Source organism: Pseudomonadales bacterium (assembly GCA_024234215.1).
In the GTDB taxonomy this organism is placed as follows: domain Bacteria; phylum Pseudomonadota; class Gammaproteobacteria; order Pseudomonadales; family UBA5862; genus JACKOQ01.
The window spans coordinates 607,884-625,767 of sequence record JACKOQ010000001.1 but is presented as its reverse complement, the minus strand read 5'-3'; the positions used below and the strand labels follow the sequence as shown (position 1 = coordinate 625,767).

General features: G+C 63.4%; 18 protein-coding genes and 1 tRNA gene. 13 read left to right on the top strand and 6 right to left on the bottom strand.

Annotated features, from left to right (window positions below; genetic code table 11):
* The first annotated feature begins 3 nt into the window (after positions 1–3).
* The 3 genes from H7A13_03120 (at position 4) to H7A13_03110 (ending at position 1,488) form a co-directional block, all read left to right on the top strand.
* Positions 4–315, top strand: a complete 312-nt coding sequence (locus H7A13_03120) for an antibiotic biosynthesis monooxygenase (GenBank protein ID MCP5332338.1) — start codon at positions 4–6, stop codon at positions 313–315.
* A 148-nt stretch (positions 316–463) separates the two neighbouring features.
* Positions 464–982 carry a MaoC family dehydratase N-terminal domain-containing protein gene (locus H7A13_03115; GenBank protein ID MCP5332337.1) on the top strand — a complete coding sequence of 173 codons (519 nt, stop codon included), beginning with the start codon at positions 464–466 and terminating at the stop codon, positions 980–982.
* A gap of 20 nt (positions 983–1,002) precedes the next feature.
* The gene (locus tag H7A13_03110) at positions 1,003–1,488 is read left to right on the top strand and encodes an acyl dehydratase (GenBank protein MCP5332336.1); all 486 of its coding nucleotides are present in this window, start codon (positions 1,003–1,005) and stop codon (positions 1,486–1,488) included.
* A 77-nt stretch (positions 1,489–1,565) separates the two neighbouring features.
* On the opposite strand, the gene H7A13_03105 is transcribed toward H7A13_03110, so the two are convergent.
* Together H7A13_03105 and H7A13_03100 are read right to left on the bottom strand one after the other, a co-directional pair.
* Positions 1,566–2,405, bottom strand: a complete 840-nt coding sequence (locus H7A13_03105) for an HDOD domain-containing protein (GenBank protein ID MCP5332335.1) — start codon at positions 2,403–2,405, stop codon at positions 1,566–1,568.
* Positions 2,406–2,450: 45 nt separating this feature from the next.
* A complete protein-coding gene (locus tag H7A13_03100) occupies positions 2,451–3,473 on the bottom strand; it encodes a folate-binding protein YgfZ (GenBank protein ID MCP5332334.1) in 1,023 nt (340 codons plus the stop codon).
* Positions 3,474–3,578: 105 nt separating this feature from the next.
* Between H7A13_03100 and H7A13_03095 the strand changes: the two genes are divergently transcribed.
* Together H7A13_03095 and H7A13_03090 are read left to right on the top strand one after the other, a co-directional pair.
* Positions 3,579–3,845, top strand: a complete 267-nt coding sequence (locus H7A13_03095) for a succinate dehydrogenase assembly factor 2 (protein MCP5332333.1) — start codon at positions 3,579–3,581, stop codon at positions 3,843–3,845.
* Entirely contained in the window at positions 3,811–4,302 is a 492-nt protein-coding gene (locus H7A13_03090; GenBank protein MCP5332332.1) for a hypothetical protein, read from the top strand. The genes H7A13_03095 and H7A13_03090 overlap by 35 nt, the downstream gene beginning before the upstream one ends.
* Here H7A13_03090 and nadB read toward each other — a convergent pair.
* A complete protein-coding gene (gene nadB / locus H7A13_03085) occupies positions 4,216–5,856 on the bottom strand; it encodes an L-aspartate oxidase (protein ID MCP5332331.1) in 1,641 nt (546 codons plus the stop codon). The genes H7A13_03090 and nadB overlap by 87 nt on opposite strands.
* Before the next feature lie 259 nt (positions 5,857–6,115).
* On the opposite strand from nadB, the gene rpoE reads away from it, so the two are divergent.
* From rpoE to H7A13_03065, 4 genes are all read left to right on the top strand, one after another.
* Positions 6,116–6,691 carry an RNA polymerase sigma factor RpoE gene (gene rpoE, locus H7A13_03080; protein MCP5332330.1) on the top strand — a complete coding sequence of 192 codons (576 nt, stop codon included), beginning with the start codon at positions 6,116–6,118 and terminating at the stop codon, positions 6,689–6,691.
* A gap of 169 nt (positions 6,692–6,860) precedes the next feature.
* On the top strand, positions 6,861–7,427 hold the full coding sequence (locus H7A13_03075) for a hypothetical protein (GenBank protein MCP5332329.1): 567 nt from the start codon (positions 6,861–6,863) through the stop codon (positions 7,425–7,427).
* Positions 7,424–8,413 carry a MucB/RseB C-terminal domain-containing protein gene (locus H7A13_03070; GenBank protein ID MCP5332328.1) on the top strand — a complete coding sequence of 330 codons (990 nt, stop codon included), beginning with the start codon at positions 7,424–7,426 and terminating at the stop codon, positions 8,411–8,413. Before H7A13_03075 ends, H7A13_03070 begins: the two co-directional genes overlap by 4 nt.
* A gap of 115 nt (positions 8,414–8,528) precedes the next feature.
* Positions 8,529–9,899: a DegQ family serine endoprotease gene (locus H7A13_03065; GenBank protein MCP5332327.1), complete on the top strand. Its 1,371-nt coding sequence runs from the start codon at positions 8,529–8,531 to the stop codon at positions 9,897–9,899.
* Positions 9,900–9,951: 52 nt separating this feature from the next.
* On the opposite strand, the gene mazG is transcribed toward H7A13_03065, so the two are convergent.
* Positions 9,952–10,740: a nucleoside triphosphate pyrophosphohydrolase gene (gene mazG / locus H7A13_03060; protein ID MCP5332326.1), complete on the bottom strand. Its 789-nt coding sequence runs from the start codon at positions 10,738–10,740 to the stop codon at positions 9,952–9,954.
* A 179-nt stretch (positions 10,741–10,919) separates the two neighbouring features.
* Here mazG and H7A13_03055 point away from each other — a divergent pair, with 179 nt between their 5' ends.
* A complete protein-coding gene (locus H7A13_03055) occupies positions 10,920–11,675 on the top strand; it encodes a TerC family protein (protein ID MCP5332325.1) in 756 nt (251 codons plus the stop codon).
* A 44-nt stretch (positions 11,676–11,719) separates the two neighbouring features.
* Here H7A13_03055 and H7A13_03050 read toward each other — a convergent pair whose 3' ends face one another.
* Positions 11,720–13,357, bottom strand: a complete 1,638-nt coding sequence (locus H7A13_03050; protein MCP5332324.1) for a L,D-transpeptidase family protein — start codon at positions 13,355–13,357, stop codon at positions 11,720–11,722.
* Between the two features lie 172 nt (positions 13,358–13,529).
* Between H7A13_03050 and H7A13_03045 the strand changes: the two genes are divergently transcribed.
* Complete coding sequence (locus H7A13_03045; protein ID MCP5332323.1) at positions 13,530–14,231, top strand: murein L,D-transpeptidase catalytic domain family protein; 702 nt, start codon at positions 13,530–13,532, stop codon at positions 14,229–14,231.
* Positions 14,232–14,418: 187 nt separating this feature from the next.
* Here H7A13_03045 and H7A13_03040 read toward each other — a convergent pair.
* Positions 14,419–14,505, bottom strand: a tRNA-Leu gene (locus H7A13_03040).
* 228 nt (positions 14,506–14,733) lie between these two features.
* Here H7A13_03040 and H7A13_03035 point away from each other — a divergent pair.
* Together H7A13_03035 and H7A13_03030 are read left to right on the top strand one after the other, a co-directional pair.
* On the top strand, positions 14,734–16,305 hold the full coding sequence (locus H7A13_03035) for a DUF1302 domain-containing protein (protein MCP5332322.1): 1,572 nt from the start codon (positions 14,734–14,736) through the stop codon (positions 16,303–16,305).
* 28 nt (positions 16,306–16,333) lie between these two features.
* Complete coding sequence (locus H7A13_03030; GenBank protein MCP5332321.1) at positions 16,334–17,704, top strand: DUF1329 domain-containing protein; 1,371 nt, start codon at positions 16,334–16,336, stop codon at positions 17,702–17,704.
* The last annotated feature ends 180 nt before the right edge of the window (positions 17,705–17,884 follow it).

The window sequence follows — 17,884 nt, the reverse complement described above, 5'->3', positions numbered from 1 at the left end:
AGCATGTTTGTCGCCATGAACAGGTTCCGGATCGCGCGCGGCCAGGAAGATGCCTTCACCGAAATCTGGCAGACCCGTGACAGCCACCTGCAGGGTGTTCCCGGCTTCAGGGAGTTTCATCTGATGCGCGGACCGACCGAAGAGGACCACACCCTGTTCGCCTCCCACTCGGTCTGGGAGTCGCGTCAGGATTTCGAGAACTGGACCCGCTCCGAAGCCTTCCGCAAGGCCCACGCCAATGCCGGCAACGCCAGCGGCGTGCGCACCATGTATCTGGGGCCACCCAAGCTCGAAGTGTTCGAGTCGGTACTCTGAACCGACTCGACCGCTACAGGCCGGCGTGGTCAATCGCGCCGCGCGAGGCAGCAGATTGTCTGCCAGTGCAATTTGTGCTTCGATACCGCTGGCATCGGTCATCGACCGAACACCCATAACAATAAAGTCAGGATGGCAGGATGACACCATGAGTGACAGCAACACTCCGATTCTCACCCCCGAACTCCTCGCCTGGATCGGCAAGGAGGGCCCCGTCTCGACGGCCGAAGTCAGGCTGGAGGCAATCCAGAACTACGCCAATGCGGTCGGCTTCGGCGGACCCGATCCACTCTACTTCGACGAGGAGTTCGCCCAGGGCACTCCCTATGGCGGCATCACCGCACCGCCGATGTTCTTCGGCACGCCGTTCAGCCGCATCGTCCCACACATGGATCTGCGCGACGATGGCCTGCCGAAGGATGATGACGTCCACAGCGGTCTGCGCCCGCCGCTGCCACTGCCCCGATTGATGGGCGGCGGCACCGAGGTGGAGTTCTTCCGCCCGGTCCGTCCCGGCGACCGTCTGACCCGGCGCTCGAAGCTGGCCGATCTGACCGAAAAAAATGGCCGCACCGGCCCGCTGGTCTTCACCACCATCGAGACCGAGTACCGCAACGAGGCGGACGAGTTGGTGCTGATCGTCAGAAGCTCGACCATTTCCCGCTGAGCGGCGGCAAGGAGAACGTCATGAATTCGATTCCCGCACCCACCACCCGCCGGCTGATGTGGCCCTATGTCACCGAAGGCGACCTGCTGCCACCGCTGTCGGTCACCATCGGTGCCGCCCAACTGTTTCAACTGTCGGCGGTGATGAATCTGGCCCATCGCATCCATTACGACCTCGAATGGGCCCGTCACGAAGGCTACCCCAACCTGGTCATCCATGCGCCCTTCCATGGTGAGGTGATGGTGCAGATGATCCGCAACTGGATGGGACCCTCCGGCTGGCTGAAGAAGATCTCCTACCAGAACCGTCACTATGCGGTGCTCGGCGACACACTGACCGGCAGCGGCGTCATTGCCCGTCGCTATGAGGAGGGCGATCTGTTTCTGGTCGATCTGAAGCTGGAGGTGAGCAAAACCGGCCCGGATGGCGAGCGCATCGTCACCGCACCCGGCACCGCAACGGTGGCCCTGCCAACCCGCGCCGTCCAGGTGCCGATTCCGCATTGACCTGCAACCGCCCGCAGTGGCGCCCGATCAGCTCCAGACTGTCGGCGTCATCCTGGCACGCATCGGCGCTGCGGCTTTCAGCCATTCAGCAGCGCCATCGCCGCCTCCATCTCGTCGCTGACATCCTCGATCTGCCGGGCGTCGATGTCGGGATCGAGCCCCAGCTTGCCGAAGGCCGGAATGGTGCTCCAGTCAAGCTTGAGATCGGGATGGTCGCTGTCAAGACGGCTGTGCAGTGCCGCAACCATCACGACATCGACATAGTCCGGCGCACTGCTGTCGCGACCAAAATCGCGGTAGCGTTCCGGCACTTCGACCAGTGCCGGCGGAAACTCCCAGCGCTCGAGAATGGCGCGGCCCAACTCGTGGTGCAGCTCCTCGATCAACCGATCGATCAACGCCGGTGACGCCAGCAGTTCAGACCGGCCTTCGGCATAGGTGAGAATCGGCAGTGCGCCCAGGCGATGCATCAACCCGGCCAGCATGGCCTGATCAGGCTTGAGCCTGGTGAAATTCTGCGTCAGCACCAGCGCGATGCCCGCCACCTCGGTGCTCTCGTGCCAGATCTGCCGCAGCCGCTGATCGATCGCCCTGGAGCTGCTCTGGAACATCTGCTGCATCGCCAACCCGGTGGCCAGGTTGCTGCTGTACTGTACCCCCAGCCGGCTGATTGCCATCTGCAGATCATTGATGGCGCGCGAAGCGCGCAACAGCGGACTGTTGGCGATCTTCAGCAACCGGGCGCTCAGCGCGGCATCGCGGCCAATGGCCCGTGCCAGGCTGGCGGCGGTGGAGTTGGGATTGCTCGCTTCGGTCCGGATCGTCAATGCCACCTCCGGCAGGGTCGGCATCACCAGCCGATCTGCCTCGATGGCTTGCAGAATGTCGCTGCGAACTTGTGCGCAGAGGTCGGTCATGTCATTGCTGCCTGCTCAAAAGAAGAAACGGCAGCCCACGGCCGCCTACAGCGATAAAGTATAGGGGAGATCGAGCAGTCTGACCGGCGGCCCGTTGCTGTCGCCCCAGCGCAGCTCGGCATCCAGCCGGTCATCCTTGAGCACCGCCAGCAGCTCCCAGCCCGCACCAGCGCGCGCTGCCGTCACCACCGTGCCGACCGGAGCGGCCTCCCCGGCTGCATGGATTTCGCTGCCTGGCGCGATCCGCTCCACCGCGTCGGCCACCACTGCACGCTGGGTGTGCCGCTTCTGCTTGCCACGGTAGTGCGAGCGGGCAATGATCTCCTGACCGGTGTAGCAGCCCTTGCGGTAGTTGATGCCCCCCAGCTCGTCGAAATTGAGCATCTGCGGAATGAAGGCCTCCTGGGTCGCCGCCGTCACCATCGGTACGCCGGCACGAATTTCCAGCAACCGCCATCCATCGCTGCCGACCAGGGTGGCGCCCTGCTTCAGCCGTGGCCAGATGTCGAGGGCGGCATCGAACGGGAGCCAGATCTGAAAACGGGCCACACTGCCCGGCAGACGGAGGATCGCCCCCGCGCTCAGCGGCATCACCTCATAGTCAGCGGCCGGCAACGCACCAAAGTTGGCGCCGAGCAGTTCGCTGGCATGGTGGCCCGCCAGGCCGATGCGCACCCACTCATCACTGGCATCACGCAGCGTGGCCTTGGAGAAGACGATGTACTTGCCCAGTGTCGCCAACAGCTGCGGCAGCGCCGAGCGGTCGAGCTGCAGGTGGTAGTCGCTGCCGATGCGGTTGAGAATGAAGGTGGCCACTGCGCGCCCCTGATAGGTGCAGAGCGCGCCGAGCCGCGCATGGTGGCTGTCCACTTCGCGCAGATCGCAGGTCAACTGCCCCTGCAGAAACTTTTCGCTCTCCACACCGCTGACCTGAATCACCCCCTCGTGGCTGAGGCCGGTCAGCAGGGTCGATGCGCCCTGTCCAGCCTGGGGATCGCCAAAGTCGAGCAGCTCGAACCCGTCGAAGCGGGCTCCCTGGCTGCGCAGAAACTCCTGCCATCTGGACATACACTACTCCCTGCCAAACAGTGGTGAACAATCGGCAGCCCCCTTGACGGGTCGACCGATCGTGGCCGCTATAATAGCCGCTGCAACAGGCGCAGAGGCAATCAGATGGTGGATGAGACGGAACTGCATCGGACATACTGGCACAGCCGACGCGGCATGCTGGAGCTGGACCTGATTCTGCTCCCCTTCGTCAAGATGCACTACCCCAACCTCGGCCCGGCCGACCGCGCCAGCTATCAGCGGCTGCTGCGCGAAGAGGACCAGTCGCTCTTTCTCTGGCTGCTGGGCCGCGAAACAGCGCCCGATGCCGAACTGGCGCGGATGATCGGAAAAATCCGTGCAGCAACCACCGCCCCTGACCATCCGGCTTGAGCAGTCGTTGCTGCTCATTGCACTGGTCGGACTGGCACATGGCGCCGGCCTGATCGGACTGCTGAGCGCCGAGCTGCCCGCTACCGTGCGCTGGGGCGGCACGACACTGCTGCTGCTGTCATGCGCACTGCAGGAATCGCGGCTGCGTCGACGCCATCCCGACCGCATCGTTCGACTGACGCTGCATCCGCACCACACCGAGCTGACCACCTACGGCGGACAGCGCCGACTGGCCACGCTGGAGCCCGGCACGCGCATCACCCCCTGGTGCATTGCGCTCAGCCTCCGTCCGTTCGAGTCACCCTGGTGGAGGACACGCTACCCGCTGTTGCTGCTGCCCGACGCCTTGACGGCCACCGACTGGCGCCGATTACGGATTGGGCTCCAGCAGGGTCATGGTCGGCGCCGCACCGCCGATGACGGGGATCAGCACGGTGTCGAGCGCACGGGGCAATAGATCAGGATAATCAAGGGTATAGTGCAGCCCGCGGCTCTCCTTGCGGGCAATCGCGCAGCGCACGATCAACTCGGCGACACAGGAGAGGTTACGCAGCTCCAGCAGGTCATTGGTCACCCTGTAGTGACCGTAATAGTCGGCAATTTCCTGCTTCAGCAGCTCGACCCGGCGCAATGCCCGCGCCAGCCGCTTGTCGGTGCGCACGATGCCGACATAGTCCCACATGAAACGGCGCAGCTCCTCCCAGTTGTGCGCGATCACGATCTCTTCGTCCGAATCGATCACCCTGGATTCGTCCCATGGCCGGATCGGCGCCGGCGCTGGCGTCGCGTCACTGCGGCGCAGAATCGACTGGGCCGCCGCTTGGGCATAGACCAGACATTCAAGCAGCGAGTTGCTGGCCATGCGGTTGGCGCCATGCAGCCCGGTGCAACTGCTCTCGCCGATGGCGTAGAGTCCGGGCAGGTCGGTGGCGCCATCGAGATCGACCACCACCCCGCCACAGGTGTAGTGGGCCGCCGGCACCACCGGAATCGGCTCGCGGGTGATGTCGATGCCGAACTCCAGGCAGCGACCGTAGATGGTCGGAAAGTGGCTGCGGATGAAGTCGGCCGGCTGGTGGCTGATGTCGAGGTAGACATGGTCGATGCCCAGCCGCTTCATCTCGTGGTCGATGGCGCGGGCCACCACATCACGCGGTGCCAGCTCCTGCTGTGGATGAAACCGCTGCATGAATGCGGTGCCATCGGGCAGCAACAATCTGGCCCCCTCGCCACGCAGCGCCTCGGAAATCAGAAAGGATTTGGCCTTGGGGTGGTAGAGGCAGGTGGGATGGAACTGGTTGAACTCCATGTTGGCCACCCGGCAGCCGGCACGCCAGGCCATGGCGATGCCATCACCGGTGGCGGTGTCAGGATTGGAGGTGTAGAGATAGACCTTGCTCGCCCCGCCGGTGGCCAGCGCAGTGAAGCGCGCCTGAAACACCTCCACCTCGCCGTTCTGCTGGTTGAGGAGATAGGCACCGGTGCAGCGCCGCTCTCCCTGCGCATCCTGCTGCACGATCAGATCGACCGCGGTGCGGTACTCGAACACACCGATGTTGGCGTGGCTGTGCAGCCGGTCGATCAACGCATTGGAGACCGCCTGCCCGGTCGCATCCTCGGCATGGATGATGCGGCGCAGGCTATGCCCCCCCTCCTGGGTCAGGTGGTAATCCTCAAAACCCTGCTCGGGCCGGTCGGTCTTGGTGAAGGGCACCCCCTGCTCGATCAGCCACTCGATGATGCCGCGACTGTTGCGCACCGTGAACTCGACCGCATCGCGGTGACACAGCCCGGCGCCGGCACGCAAGGTGTCGGCCACATGCGCCTCGATGCTGTCATTCTCGGCCAGCACCGCGGCAATGCCGCCCTGCGCGAAGTAGGTCGAACTCTCGATCAGACTGCCCTTGCTGACCAGCGCGATCTTCAGGTGCGCGGCCAGTTTGAGCGCCAGGGTGAGACCGGCAGCGCCCGCGCCGATGATGAGCAGGTCGTAGGAGGCAGGTTGCGGCATGAACAGAAGGGTCCGGATTGATCACCATAAGGTGACAGAGTGATGAAGCGGCCAATTTAACCAGAAATGGACCCGGGCCGGCAGTCTCTCTTTATTCCATCGCATGGCTGCATCGGGCGAATTTCTGCTAGGATGGCGCCCTTTGGACCATCCCACGGCGAATGAGATGCTTCACTTGCGTTTCCGATCAGGAACATGCCCACCTCCAAACCACGCCTGATCGGGCAGCCGCGGCTGTCCCAACTCCACTGAACCGAACATGACCCAGTCAGACAACGACCAGCAGCTGGTCGCGCGGGTCCAGAAAGGGGACAAACGCGCTTTCGACCTGCTGGTGCTCAAGTACCAACACAAGATCGTCTCGCTGGTCAGTCGCTATGTGCATGACAACCACGAGGCGGAAGATGTGGCGCAGGAGTCCTTCATCCGCGCCTACCGTGCACTGCGCGACTTCCGCAGCGAGAGCGCCTTTTACACCTGGCTCTACCGCATCGCCATCAACACCGCCAAGAACCACCTGGCCACGCGCCACCGCCGTCCGCCCAACAGCGACATCGAGATCGAGGATGCCGAACTGCAAGGGGGACACAACCAGCTCAGGGAGACGGCCTCGCCCGAAGGGCTGCTGATGCGCGATGAACTCGAGCAGGTCGTCAACCGCACCATCCGCGAACTGCCCGAAGAGCTGCGTGCGGCCATCACCCTGCGCGAGTATGACGGCCTCAGTTATGAGGAGATCGCCGAGATCATGGAGTGCCCGGTCGGCACGGTGCGATCAAGGATTTTCCGCGCCCGCGAGGCCATTGACCAGCGCATCGCCGCCATGGTTCAGTAGCCACGAAAAACAAGAAGATGCAGAAAAAAACCAACCGAAACCAGCACGCCCGCCCCGATGCTCGGCACCGGGTGCAGCGCGTTGACACCACAATTTCTGTCTTGCCATGGCACTTTCACCGAGTTGCCGTGTCAAACGGGGGTCAATGATGCAACTTGGGGTCACTGAGATGAACGAAGCGATCGAGGAGTCGCTGTCAGCCTTGCTGGATGGCGAGGCCGATGAACTGGAGACCATGCGGGTGCTGCGCGCGCTCGAAACCGATCCGGAACTGCGCGAAAAGTGGCGCCGCTACCATATGATGGTGACCTTGCTGCGTGGCGAGCAGAAGGTCTCGAGCCGACTCGACATCGGCCGCAAGGTGACCCTCTCGCTGGCCGGAGAGTCGGTGGCGCAACGCAATCGATCCGAGCAGAAAACCCGCCCCTGGTCGAAGTCGGTCGCCATTCTGGCAGTGGCTGCCTCGACCACCTTCATCGTGGTCTTTGGTGCGCAGCAGTGGGGTCGAATCGACAACAGCCAAAATCCCGCAACCCTGGCCGCCCAGAACGCCACCCCAACCACCAGCGCCAGCACAGCCCCGACTCATCTCCAGCCCACCACCACCGAAACCGCACTCGCCACCGACCAGGAACGCCTCGAACGGCACATGTCCCGCCATGCCCAAGGCAGACTGGGCAGCGAACCCACCCTCACCCAACCCTTCGCCCGTCCAGCCAGTCTCGATCAACAGTGATTCCCTCCTCTCTTCGTTGGGTCCTGCTGCGCGGCTGGCCACTGCTGCTGCCGTTATGCCTTGCCTCCTCAGCACTCTGGGCAGAGAGCGCCGACGAATGGCTGCTGCGCATGGGTCAGGCCTTTCGGGAACAGAACTACGATGGCACCTTCATCTACGTGCGGGGAGATGAACTGCAAAGCTTCCGCATCATCCACCGCGCCGATGCCGGCATCGAGCAGGAGCGGCTGATCCACCTCGATGGCGCCGCGCATGAACTGCTGCGCACTGGCGAAGGTCTCTTTGCCATCCAGGCCGACGCTCCAATCAGCGAAACCGCAGCCAAGGCCTCCTTTGCCCAATCCTTTGCCCGCGAGCCCGGCCAACTGGCCCAGCACTACCGGCTCGAGTTGCTGGGCGATGAACGGGTCAGCAACCGGCAGTGCAGACGCATCGCCATTCGGCCACATGACCCGGACCGCTACAGCCATGAGCTGTGGATCGACCAGGCGTCCGGTCTGCTGCTGCGCTCGCTGCTGCGTGATACCGATGGCCGCACACTGGAGCGCTTCCAGTTCGTCACGCTACGAGTGGCCGATGATGTGAGCGTGGGCGACCTGACATCGATGACCCATGGCTCCGCCACCCTGCACCGAGTACAACCCAGGACGGTCCCAAACCCGTGGAAAATCTCCAGGGAGTGGCGGGTTGGCTGGACACCCAAGGGTTTTGTCTCTCAGCAGCATCCCACAGACAACCAGGTCGAGACCCAGCCGAGCCTGCTGCACAGCGAACTGTTCAGCGATGGGCTCTATGCCTTCTCGGTCTTTGTCGAAACCCTGGACCAAAACGAGACGGCACAGGATGGCCGCCGCCAACGCGGTGCCACCTCGGCGGTCACCAGTCGAATTCCCTACCGCGGCGAGAGCGTGATGGTCACGGTGGTCGGCGAAATTCCGCTGGAGACCGCCAGTCGAATCGCCCGCTCCGTGGCGCCTTCCCCCTGAATCTCATGGATCATCCACCATCTTCCACTGCACAAGAGGAATAGAAATGGCGAATGCAATCAAGGAACTGCGTCCCGTTGGCGTTCTGTTTGCCACGCTCTGCCTGGCCGCGCTGATGACACTGACTGTCCAGGCCGCCGAACTGCCCGACTTCTCGCCATTGGTCGAACAGTACTCGAACGCCGTGGTCAACGTCAGTTCCGTCACCAAGGCACCGCGCAACGCGGCCCTGCCCTTTCAGGGACAAGGGCCCTATGGCGAACTGCCCGAAGAGGCCCAGGAGTTCTTCCGGCACTTTTTCGGCGCCCCGCCACAAGGCGGACCGATGCAGAAGCGCGCCTCGACCGGTTCAGGCTTCATCATCTCCTCCGATGGCTATGTCCTGACCAACAACCACGTCATCGATGGCGCTGACGAAATCACCGTCAGACTGCGGGATCGGCGGGAGATCGAGGCCAAGGTGGTGGGCACCGACCCCGGCACCGATCTGGCACTGCTCAAGATCGATGGCAAGGATCTGCCAGTGGTCAAGCTGGGCAATTCCGACCGGCTGAAGGTCGGCGAGTGGGTGCTGGCCATCGGCTCGCCCTTCGGTTTCGACTACTCGGTCTCGGCCGGCATCATCAGCGCGCTGAACCGCAGCCTGCCCAACGAGCAGAATCAGAACTACGTGCCCTTCATCCAGACCGATGTCGCCATCAACCCCGGCAACTCCGGTGGCCCGCTGTTCAACATGGATGGCGAAGTGATCGGCATCAACTCGATGATCTACACCCGCTCCGGCGGTTTCATGGGGCTGTCGTTCGCCATTCCGATCTCGGTGGCGATGGATGTGGTGGGTCAGATCAAGGAGAAAGGCCATGTGCTGCGCGGCTGGCTCGGCGTCAGCATCCAGGAGGTGAACCGCGACCTGGCGGAATCGTTCGGACTGGAGCGCCCGGCCGGGGCGCTGGTGGCCGCCGTGGTGCCGGACAGTCCGGCGGCCAAGGGGGGCCTGCAGGCCGGTGACATCATCCTCAAGGTCGATGGCACTGCGATCGAATTCTCGGCCGACCTGCCCCATCTGATCGGGCGCAAGCGCCCCGGTTCGACCGCGGCACTGGAGGTGGTGCGCAACGGCAAGCCGCTCGATCTGAAGGTCAAGGTGGGTGAACTGCCGAGCGAACCGGAGAAGCTGGCCCAGCAGGGGGGCGGCGGAGCGCAGCCGCAGAACCGCCTCGGCATCCTGGTGAGCGACCTGACTGCGGAGCAGCTGCGTGAACTGGAGCTTCCCCATGGCATCGTGATCGAGGAGGTGGTCGACGGTGTCGGTGCGGCCATCGGGCTTCGCCCCGGCATGGTGATCACCGCCATCGCCAACAAGCCGGTCAAGAGTGCCGCCGAGTTCAACCTGATCGTCAAGTCGCTGCCGGCAAACCGGCTGATTGCGATGCGGGTGCTGCGCGACGGCGTGCCGCTGTTCGTGACCTTCAAACTGCCAAAGTAATCCACATTTTCGCCGGGGGATGGGCCGCGCGGCAGCGCGCCCATCCCGTCGGTCACTCGCTCTGCTTGGCGCGCTGCCAGAGCTGCTCCTGCTGATCGAGTGACAGCGCCTCCAGCCGCTGCTCCATCACCCTGGCCATCTGTTCCATCTGCCCGAAGCGGCGGCGGAACTTGTGGTTGGCATGGCTCAGCGCCTGCTGTGCATCCACCCGCAGATGGCGCGCCAGATTGGTCACCACGAACAGCAGATCACCCACCTCCTCCAGGCAGGCGGCCGAATCAGCCAGCGCCATCGCCTCACGCACCTCGTCGACCTCTTCATGCAGTTTGGCAAATACCGGCTCGGCATCGGGCCAGTCGAAACCGACCTTGGCGGCACGCTTCTGCAGCTTCTGCGCCTCGGCGAGTGCCGGCAGGTTGGCCGGCACCGAATCGAGCAGACCCTGCTCGGGTTGCCCGGCCTTCTCCTGCCGCTTGATCTCGTCCCACAGCAGCTGCTGCCCCTGTGCCGTGGTCCGCTCCGCCTGTGCAAAGACATGGGGATGGCGGCGGATCAGCTTGTCGTTCAGGCTGCCGGCCACCGCCTCGAAATCGAACAATCCGCGCTCGCTGGCGATCTGGCAGTAAAAGACGATCTGCAGCAGCAGATCGCCCAGCTCCTCCTGCAACCCGGCAAAGTCATTGCGCTCGATCGCATCGACCACCTCATAGGCCTCTTCGAGCGTGCAGGGGGTCAGGGTGTTGAAATCCTGCTCGACATCCCAGGGACAGCCCTGTTGCGGATCGCGCAGGCGTGCCATGATTTCAAGCGTTTTCAGCATGTTGGTCAAAGATCGGCTCATAAGGGATCTGCGATGGGGGGATGGCAGGGGCGTCAATTATTGCCCTCCTGGTCGACGCTGACAAACCGGAAACAGACCTGAAAGGCCCAGCCCCGCGCACTGCTGCTTTGAGCACAATGCGGCTTGCGGTAAAGTGGCGACCTTCACCGTACATCATTCAACCGCGAGTGCAGTCGTTCATGTTCGAATGGATCGCCGATCCGAGTGCCTGGCTGGCGCTGGTCACCCTGACCGTTCTCGAAATCGTGCTGGGCATCGACAACATCATCTTCATCAGCATCCTGGTGGGGCGCCTGCCCGAGTCAATGCGCCGCCGCGCCCGCACCCTGGGGCTGGCTCTGGCGATGGTGACCCGCATCGCGCTGCTGTTCTCGATCACCTGGGTGATGAAGCTTGCCGAACCCCTGCTGACGGTGATGGAACAGAGCTTCTCGGGCCGCGACCTGATTTTGCTGGGCGGTGGACTCTTTCTGCTGTGGAAAAGCAGCGTGGAGATCTACAACAGCCTCGAAGGCGAAGAGGAAGAGGCGCACGCACCGACCGTCAACCTGAAGCTGGGCATTGTTTCCATCATGATCCAGATCGCACTGATCGACATCATCTTCTCGCTCGACTCGGTGATCACCGCAGTCGGCCTCGCCAACGACTTCTTCGTGATGGCACTGGCGATCGTCATCGCCGTGCTGATGATGATGTTCATGTCGCACATCATCGCCGACTTCGTCGACCGCCATCCCAGCATCAAGATGCTGGCGCTGAGCTTTCTGACGATGATCGGCATGGCGCTGATCGGCGAGGCCTTCCAGGTCCACATTCCCAAGGGCTACATCTATTTCGCGATGGGCTTCTCGGTGCTGGTCGAGGTGCTGAACATCCGCCGGGCCTCACGCCGCGCCGTTCCGGTCAAGCTGCACCACACCCTTCCCGGCGATTGAACCGCACGCAACAAGCGGCAAAAAGCCAGGGCCGGGCCCCACCCTCAGTGTGACGGCGCTGCTGCGGCCAGCGGCCGGTTCAGCGCCGCCAGCACTGCCGCGTCGCGCTGGTAGATATCGGGACGAAAACTCACCACACCCTCGGCATCGACCGCCACCGTCCAGTAGTACAGAATCAGCGGCACGCGTCGGGCCAGCGCGACTTCACGCGTCAACCCACTGGCGACCAGCTCATCGATCGCGGCCTGGTTCCACTTTTTCTCATCGTCGAGCAGCAGACGGGCCAGCTCCAGCGCATTGGCAACCCGGATGCAACCCGAGCTGATCGCGCGCCGATCGAGGTTGAACAGCCCCTGCGCCGGCGTGTCGTGCAGATAGACATCATGCCGGTTGGGAAAACGGATCGCCACCCGCCCCAGCGCATTGTGCGGACCGGCACGCTGCCGCAGCAGCAGATTGCCTGGATGCCACCAGTCGATCTGTCGTGGATCAAGCGGCGCTCCAGACAGCGAAATGACCTCGATGTCCTCCCGCGTCAGATAATCCGGATCCTTGCGGATCATCGGCAGCATGTCCTCGCGCAGGATGGTGGGCGGCACCGTCCAGGTCGGATTGAAGGTCAGGCGGTTGATCTCCGAGCGCAGCATCGGTGTACTGCGGTAGGGCCGCCCCACCATGATGCGGCTCTGCCAGAGCGTCCCATCGGGGCGAAAATAGCTCAACCGGTAACCGGCGATGTCCACCAGCACGAAGGTCCGCGGCAGGCCATGCAGCAGCCAGCGGGCCCGCTCCAGATTGGCCCGGATCTGCTCGATGCGTGTCGCCACCGGCACATTCAACGCCGCCAGCGTCTGCCTGCCGACGATCCCATCCTCCCGCAGCAGGTGGCGGCGCTGGAAACGGTGCACCGCAGCGACCAGGTTTTCATCATGGCAGTATGGGTCCGGGCCCCCGACCGCTGCCTCCGCAGGGTTGCAGCCACCCGATACCGGCAGTGCGGCGCCCTCCTCGATTGCCAGACGCTGACGCAGCAGCGGAACATCGGCATCCCGATCACCAGGATGCAGTGCGTCGTGACGGGCCGGCAGCATCGGCCAGCCACCCTGCAACTTGATGTCACGATAATGCTTCAGGGCGGAACGCAACCGCGCATGGAGCAGATGGTCCGGCCGCACAGCGGCAATGAGCTGATCGAACTGCCGGGCATCGACCGCCTGCGACACCGCAGCCAGATCGAGCCGCGGTGCCGCGCGCGGCAGCTCCCAGTTCGGATCGATCGCCGCCGGATCGAGCTTGCCACGCTGCACATGATGCAGCACCGTCAGCAACAGTTCGCTCAGTTGCAGATCGAAGCGTGCCCGCGCCAGCGGCTCAGCCGCCGCCTGCGCCAGCCGATAGGCCGGCAGCAGTGCCGTCGGGTGGTAATCAGCCGGTCGCAGGCCATCGCCATCGAGGGTTCCGATGGCCGCCGCCAAGGCAGCCACCGCCTGGTCATCAGGCCATGCCGGCCGTCCAGCACGCGCCTGATAAAAGCCGCGCAATTCAGGCTGTTGCCCCGACAACAATCGGGCAATGCCGGCTGCCACCGCATCGTCATCCTGCTCGGCCACCACACTGGCACCCTGCAGGGTCACGCCCAGCAGCAGGAGCGCGACAGCGGCCAGCCTGACGAGATCGCTCATCAGATGCCTTGCCGGATCGACAGAAAAATTTGGCCGCTCCGCTGCCCCTGTCGATAATGGTGCTCGCCGCTGCCGCAGTACACCCATGCCGTGCGCTCTGTCCAACCCAAAGACCCGGATCGCAAGACCCTCATGGATGACGGCCTCACGCAGAACAGAGGATGACGCTTCGATGACATGTCCCAGGCCATTTCTGTCATGGTGCCGCACGGTGCTGACCACCCTGCTGATGCTCGTGGGCGCTACAGCCTTCGCGGCCAACTCCACCACCCTGCGGCAACCGCCTCTCGACCACCTCCTGACCCGCCTGGCGCCCGGTGCCGATCCGGTCATGCTGCGGCTGGCCGCCAAGGCCCTCTCCTGCGCCGCGCCACGGGCCGACCGGCTGGCAGTGATCGACTACTCGCTGCCCTCCTCCGAACCGCGCCTGTGGGTCTTCGATCTGGCCCGGCAGCGGCTGCTGTTCAAGGAGCGGGTTGCGCATGGTCGCGGTTCCGGTGACCTGCAGGCCAGCCTCTTTTCCAACAGGCCTGAAAGTTTTCAATCGAGCCTGGGGCTGTTCCGCACGCTGGAGAGCTACCATGGGCGCAATGGCTACTCATTGCGACTGGAGGGACTGGAGCCCGGCATCAATGACCGCGCCTACCAGCGCGCGATCGTCATCCATGGCGCCGGCTATGTCAGTGACACCTTCATCAGCCGGACCGGACGCCTGGGTCGCAGCCATGGCTGCCCGGCAGTGCGACTGGAGATCACCCAGCCACTGATCGACAGCATCAAGGATGATCAATACCTGTTCGCCTACTATCCAGACCGCAACTGGCTGAAAGAGTCCACCCTGTTGCACTGCCAGCACAGCCTGTCGCAACGCTGAGCCATTCGGATCGGACCACACTGCGCCTCTGGCCGACGCGGCCGAAAACCCCATCGCAATGCCGACGCCGGAACGTCAAGGCCGCCCTGCTGGTCGTCAAGGTAAATGGGGGTGGAACCCAACCCGCAATCGTGAGCTGGAGCGGACCATGGAGATTTCAGATGCTGCTGTGGATGCAGATCACGGTTGGTGCCGAGGAGAGGACTTGAACCTCCACGGGGTTTCCCCCACTAGCACCTGAAGCTAGCGTGTCTACCAATTTCACCACCTCGGCAATCAGACGCCATGGCGTGACCATGTGCCCGAGGCGCGCAATCTACCGGCGGCGCCGCACCTTGTCAACAATGCAACCCGTCGTCCCCCTGCCGCAAGGCCCTTTCGACGACAATCGCTCTGGAAATCAGCCAAAAACTGCGCATCCGGCTTGCGCGATGCGCCAACCGCCTATACCCTCGGCACCGTCGATGACACCAAGTCGATAACATCAATAAGGAGAGACTTCATGCTCGCACTCAATGACAGGACGCCTCGCGCCGCCGCGCTGAGCAGATTCGGCATGCCGACCCTCTGCGCCAGCGCGATTCTGCTGACAGCGGCCAACGCCCACGCCTTTCAGTTCAAGTTCGAAGACCCGCAGATGAAGGGCTTCCTCGACACCTCGACCACCCTCAATGCCACTTGGCGTACGCAGAAAGCAGACGCACGCAGGGTCAGCTATGGCAACCAGAATTTCAGCGAAGGCGACCTGGTCTCCACCCCGCTCAAGATCACGCCGGAACTGGGTCTGAGCTACGGCTCGATGGGTCTGTTCACCCGCGCCAACTATGTCTATGACGCCAAGATCGAAGGCAACGAACGCATCTCCGACGCGGCCGAGGATGTGCTCAGCAACAAGTTCCTGCTGCTCGACGCCTTTGTCTATGACAGCTTCGAATTTGGCAACGCCAAACTGACCGCCCGCCTCGGCAGCCAGGTGGTCAACTGGGGCGAGAGCACCTTCATCGGCAATGGCATCAACAGCACCAACCCGGTCGATGCCACCAAGGCCCGAGGCGCCGGTGTCGAAGTGAAGGAGGTGAACCTGCCGCTGCCGATGCTCTGGGCATCGATGGATTTTGGCGGCGCGTTCAGCATCGAGGCCTATTACAACTCGGAGTGGAACGAGACCATCCTTGACCCGGTCGGCACCTTCTTCAGCACCAATGATGCGGTCGGTGAAGGTCCCAATCTTCTCCGAATTCCTGGGCTCTCTCTTCCGCGCAGAAACGACATCCTGCCGGACGATGGCGGCGCCTACGGGGTGGCGCTGCGCACGGTGATCGAACCGCTCAACAGCGCGGAAGTGGGCCTGTATCACCTGCGCTACCACAGCTTTGCTCCTTATGTTTCACTGACCAAGACTGGTGCCAGCCCGACGACTGCGTACTACCAACTGCTCTATCCGGAAGACATCGACCTCTACGGCCTCAGCATCAATGCCGACCTGCCGGGCGACCTGGGCATCTCGCTGGGCGGCGAGATCTCCTTCCGCCCCGACGCCCCCCTGGCGCGTGACAGTTCAGCAGTGATACCCAGAATTCTGGGCGGCGCGCCCAACACGGTGATCTCACCCTATGACGAAGGCAACCTGACCCAGGCGCAGTTCACGCTGACCTATCAGGTCGGTTCAGAGAACCCCTTCGCCGCCGACAAGATGACGCTGGTGTTCGAGCCGGCCGTTGCCCTGGCCAACCTGCCGGACAAGACCTACTACGGCAACTATGACTCGGTCTCCTGGGGCTATGCGTTCCGTGGCAGTCTCGAATATGCCGATGCCTTCCTGAACATGACGCTCACCCCGACACTGGCCTTCCGCCACGACGTCGCCGGTACCACCCCCGGCGCGCCCAGTGGCACCTTCCTCAATGACCGCAAGTCGGCCACGCTGTCGGCACAGGCGGTCTACCTCGACTATCTGACCTTCGAGTTGGGCTACACCCGCAACTGGGGCGCCGAATTCAGGTCGGCCAGTGCACTCATCAATACGGTCGCTGACCGCGACTTCCTCGCCCTCAGCGCCAAATACAACTTCTGACCCGCAGCAATACCGAGGACTCTCAACCATGAACAAGAAGGAATTCCTGCCCATCGGCCTGGCAGCGGCACTGAGCCTGCTGCCTGCCACGCTGCTGGCCAAGGCCACCCCTGAAGAGCTGAAGAAGATCGGCCTGGAGGGCACCGAGCTGACCCCGGTCGGAGCGATTCGCGCCGGCAACGCCGATGGCAGCATCCCGGCCTGGACCGGCGGTCTGCCGCAGAAGGATGTGCCCAAAGGGCAGTGGCTCGACAACCCCTTTGCCGCCGACAAGCCGCTCTTCACCATCACCGCGCAGAACTACAAGCAGTATGCCGACAAGCTGAGCCCCGGTCAGGTGGCAATGTTCGAGCGCTACCCCGACTACAAGATGAACATCTACCCATCGCGGCGCTCGGCCTCGTTCAAGCCCTACATCTACGAGGCAGCGCTCTACAACGCCGCCAATGCCGAGATGAACCCGTCGGGCATCGACTTCCATGGCGGCAAGATCACCTGGGCCTTCCCGATTCCGCACACCGCCAACGAAGCGATGATGAGCTACAGCAGCAAGCCGCGGGAGTTGGGCACCCGCCGCTGGGCCAACAGCACCGTGGTGACCTCGACCGGCGACTACCAGACCAGCAAGATCGTCGAGGAGATCCTCAGCGACTGGTCGAAGGAGGGCAACACCCCCGAGACCATGACCGGCGAGAGGGATGTCTTCTACTTCCTGCAGTCGGTGATGGCGCCACCCAAGACCGCCGGCGGCGTGATCCTGATCCTCGACGGCATCCACCAGGATGGTCAGGCACGACGCATCTGGTCCTACAACCCCGGTCAGCGCCGCGTGCGCCGCGCGCCGCAGGTGCAGTACGACAACCCCAAGACCGGCGGTGATGGCCTGGCCACCAGTGACCAGCTGGGCATGTACAACGGCAAGATCGACCGCTACGACTGGAAGCTGGTCGGCAAGAAGGAGATGTTCATCCCCTACAACGCCTACATGCTCCACACCGACAAGGTGAAGGTGGCCGATGTCATCCGCCCGGGCCACATCAACCAGGATCTGGCCCGCTATGAACTGCACCGGGTCTGGCATGTCGAGGGCGACCTGAAGCCCGACACCAGCCACATCTACAAGAAGCGGGTCTTCTTCATGGACGAAGACAGCTGGCAGATCGCCGTCATGGATCACTACGACAAACGCGATCAACTGTGGCGGATGACGGAGGGGCATGTGATCAACTCCTATGATGTCCTGATGGCCACCAACACCGCCGAGATCCACTACGACCTGCAGTCAGGGCGCTATCTGGCGGTCGGCCTCGACAACGAGGACACCCCGCCCGACAACAGCTTCCGTGCCGGTCCTGAGCGCTACACCCCAGACGCCCTGCGTCAGGAGGGCGTGCGCTGAGCCAGCGCGCCTTGCCAGCGAGCGCCCCCAACCGGCTCGATTGACCGGATTGGGGGCGCCACCTCAAAATGGCCGACGTCGAGCAGCCCGCTCCGGGTCGATCCACCTCGACGCAGACCCAACAATAACGACTCCACAAAGGAGATTTCTCCATGGACCACCGGCCAAGGCTGCGCACGT

Bases quoted from the DNA above. Each gene is read 5' to 3' on its own strand.
- H7A13_03075 (MCP5332329.1), top strand. From the start codon at position 6,861: ATGAACGAAGCGATCGAGGAGTCGCTGTCAGCCTTGCTGGATGGCGAG.
- H7A13_03050 (MCP5332324.1), bottom strand. From the start codon at position 13,357: ATGAGCGATCTCGTCAGGCTGGCCGCTGTCGCGCTCCTGCTGCTGGGC.
- H7A13_03035 (MCP5332322.1), top strand. From the start codon at position 14,734: ATGCTCGCACTCAATGACAGGACGCCTCGCGCCGCCGCGCTGAGCAGA.
- H7A13_03045 (MCP5332323.1), top strand. From the start codon at position 13,530: ATGACATGTCCCAGGCCATTTCTGTCATGGTGCCGCACGGTGCTGACC.
- H7A13_03095 (MCP5332333.1), top strand. From the start codon at position 3,579: ATGGTGGATGAGACGGAACTGCATCGGACATACTGGCACAGCCGACGC.
- H7A13_03115 (MCP5332337.1), top strand. From the start codon at position 464: ATGAGTGACAGCAACACTCCGATTCTCACCCCCGAACTCCTCGCCTGG.
- H7A13_03065 (MCP5332327.1), top strand. From the start codon at position 8,529: ATGACACTGACTGTCCAGGCCGCCGAACTGCCCGACTTCTCGCCATTG.
- H7A13_03105 (MCP5332335.1), bottom strand. From the start codon at position 2,405: ATGACCGACCTCTGCGCACAAGTTCGCAGCGACATTCTGCAAGCCATC.
- H7A13_03110 (MCP5332336.1), top strand. From the start codon at position 1,003: ATGAATTCGATTCCCGCACCCACCACCCGCCGGCTGATGTGGCCCTAT.
- H7A13_03030 (MCP5332321.1), top strand. From the start codon at position 16,334: ATGAACAAGAAGGAATTCCTGCCCATCGGCCTGGCAGCGGCACTGAGC.
- H7A13_03120 (MCP5332338.1), top strand. From the start codon at position 4: ATGTTTGTCGCCATGAACAGGTTCCGGATCGCGCGCGGCCAGGAAGAT.
- rpoE (MCP5332330.1), top strand. From the start codon at position 6,116: ATGACCCAGTCAGACAACGACCAGCAGCTGGTCGCGCGGGTCCAGAAA.
- nadB (MCP5332331.1), bottom strand. From the start codon at position 5,856: ATGCCGCAACCTGCCTCCTACGACCTGCTCATCATCGGCGCGGGCGCT.
- H7A13_03100 (MCP5332334.1), bottom strand. From the start codon at position 3,473: ATGTCCAGATGGCAGGAGTTTCTGCGCAGCCAGGGAGCCCGCTTCGAC.
- H7A13_03055 (MCP5332325.1), top strand. From the start codon at position 10,920: ATGTTCGAATGGATCGCCGATCCGAGTGCCTGGCTGGCGCTGGTCACC.
- mazG (MCP5332326.1), bottom strand. From the start codon at position 10,740: ATGAGCCGATCTTTGACCAACATGCTGAAAACGCTTGAAATCATGGCA.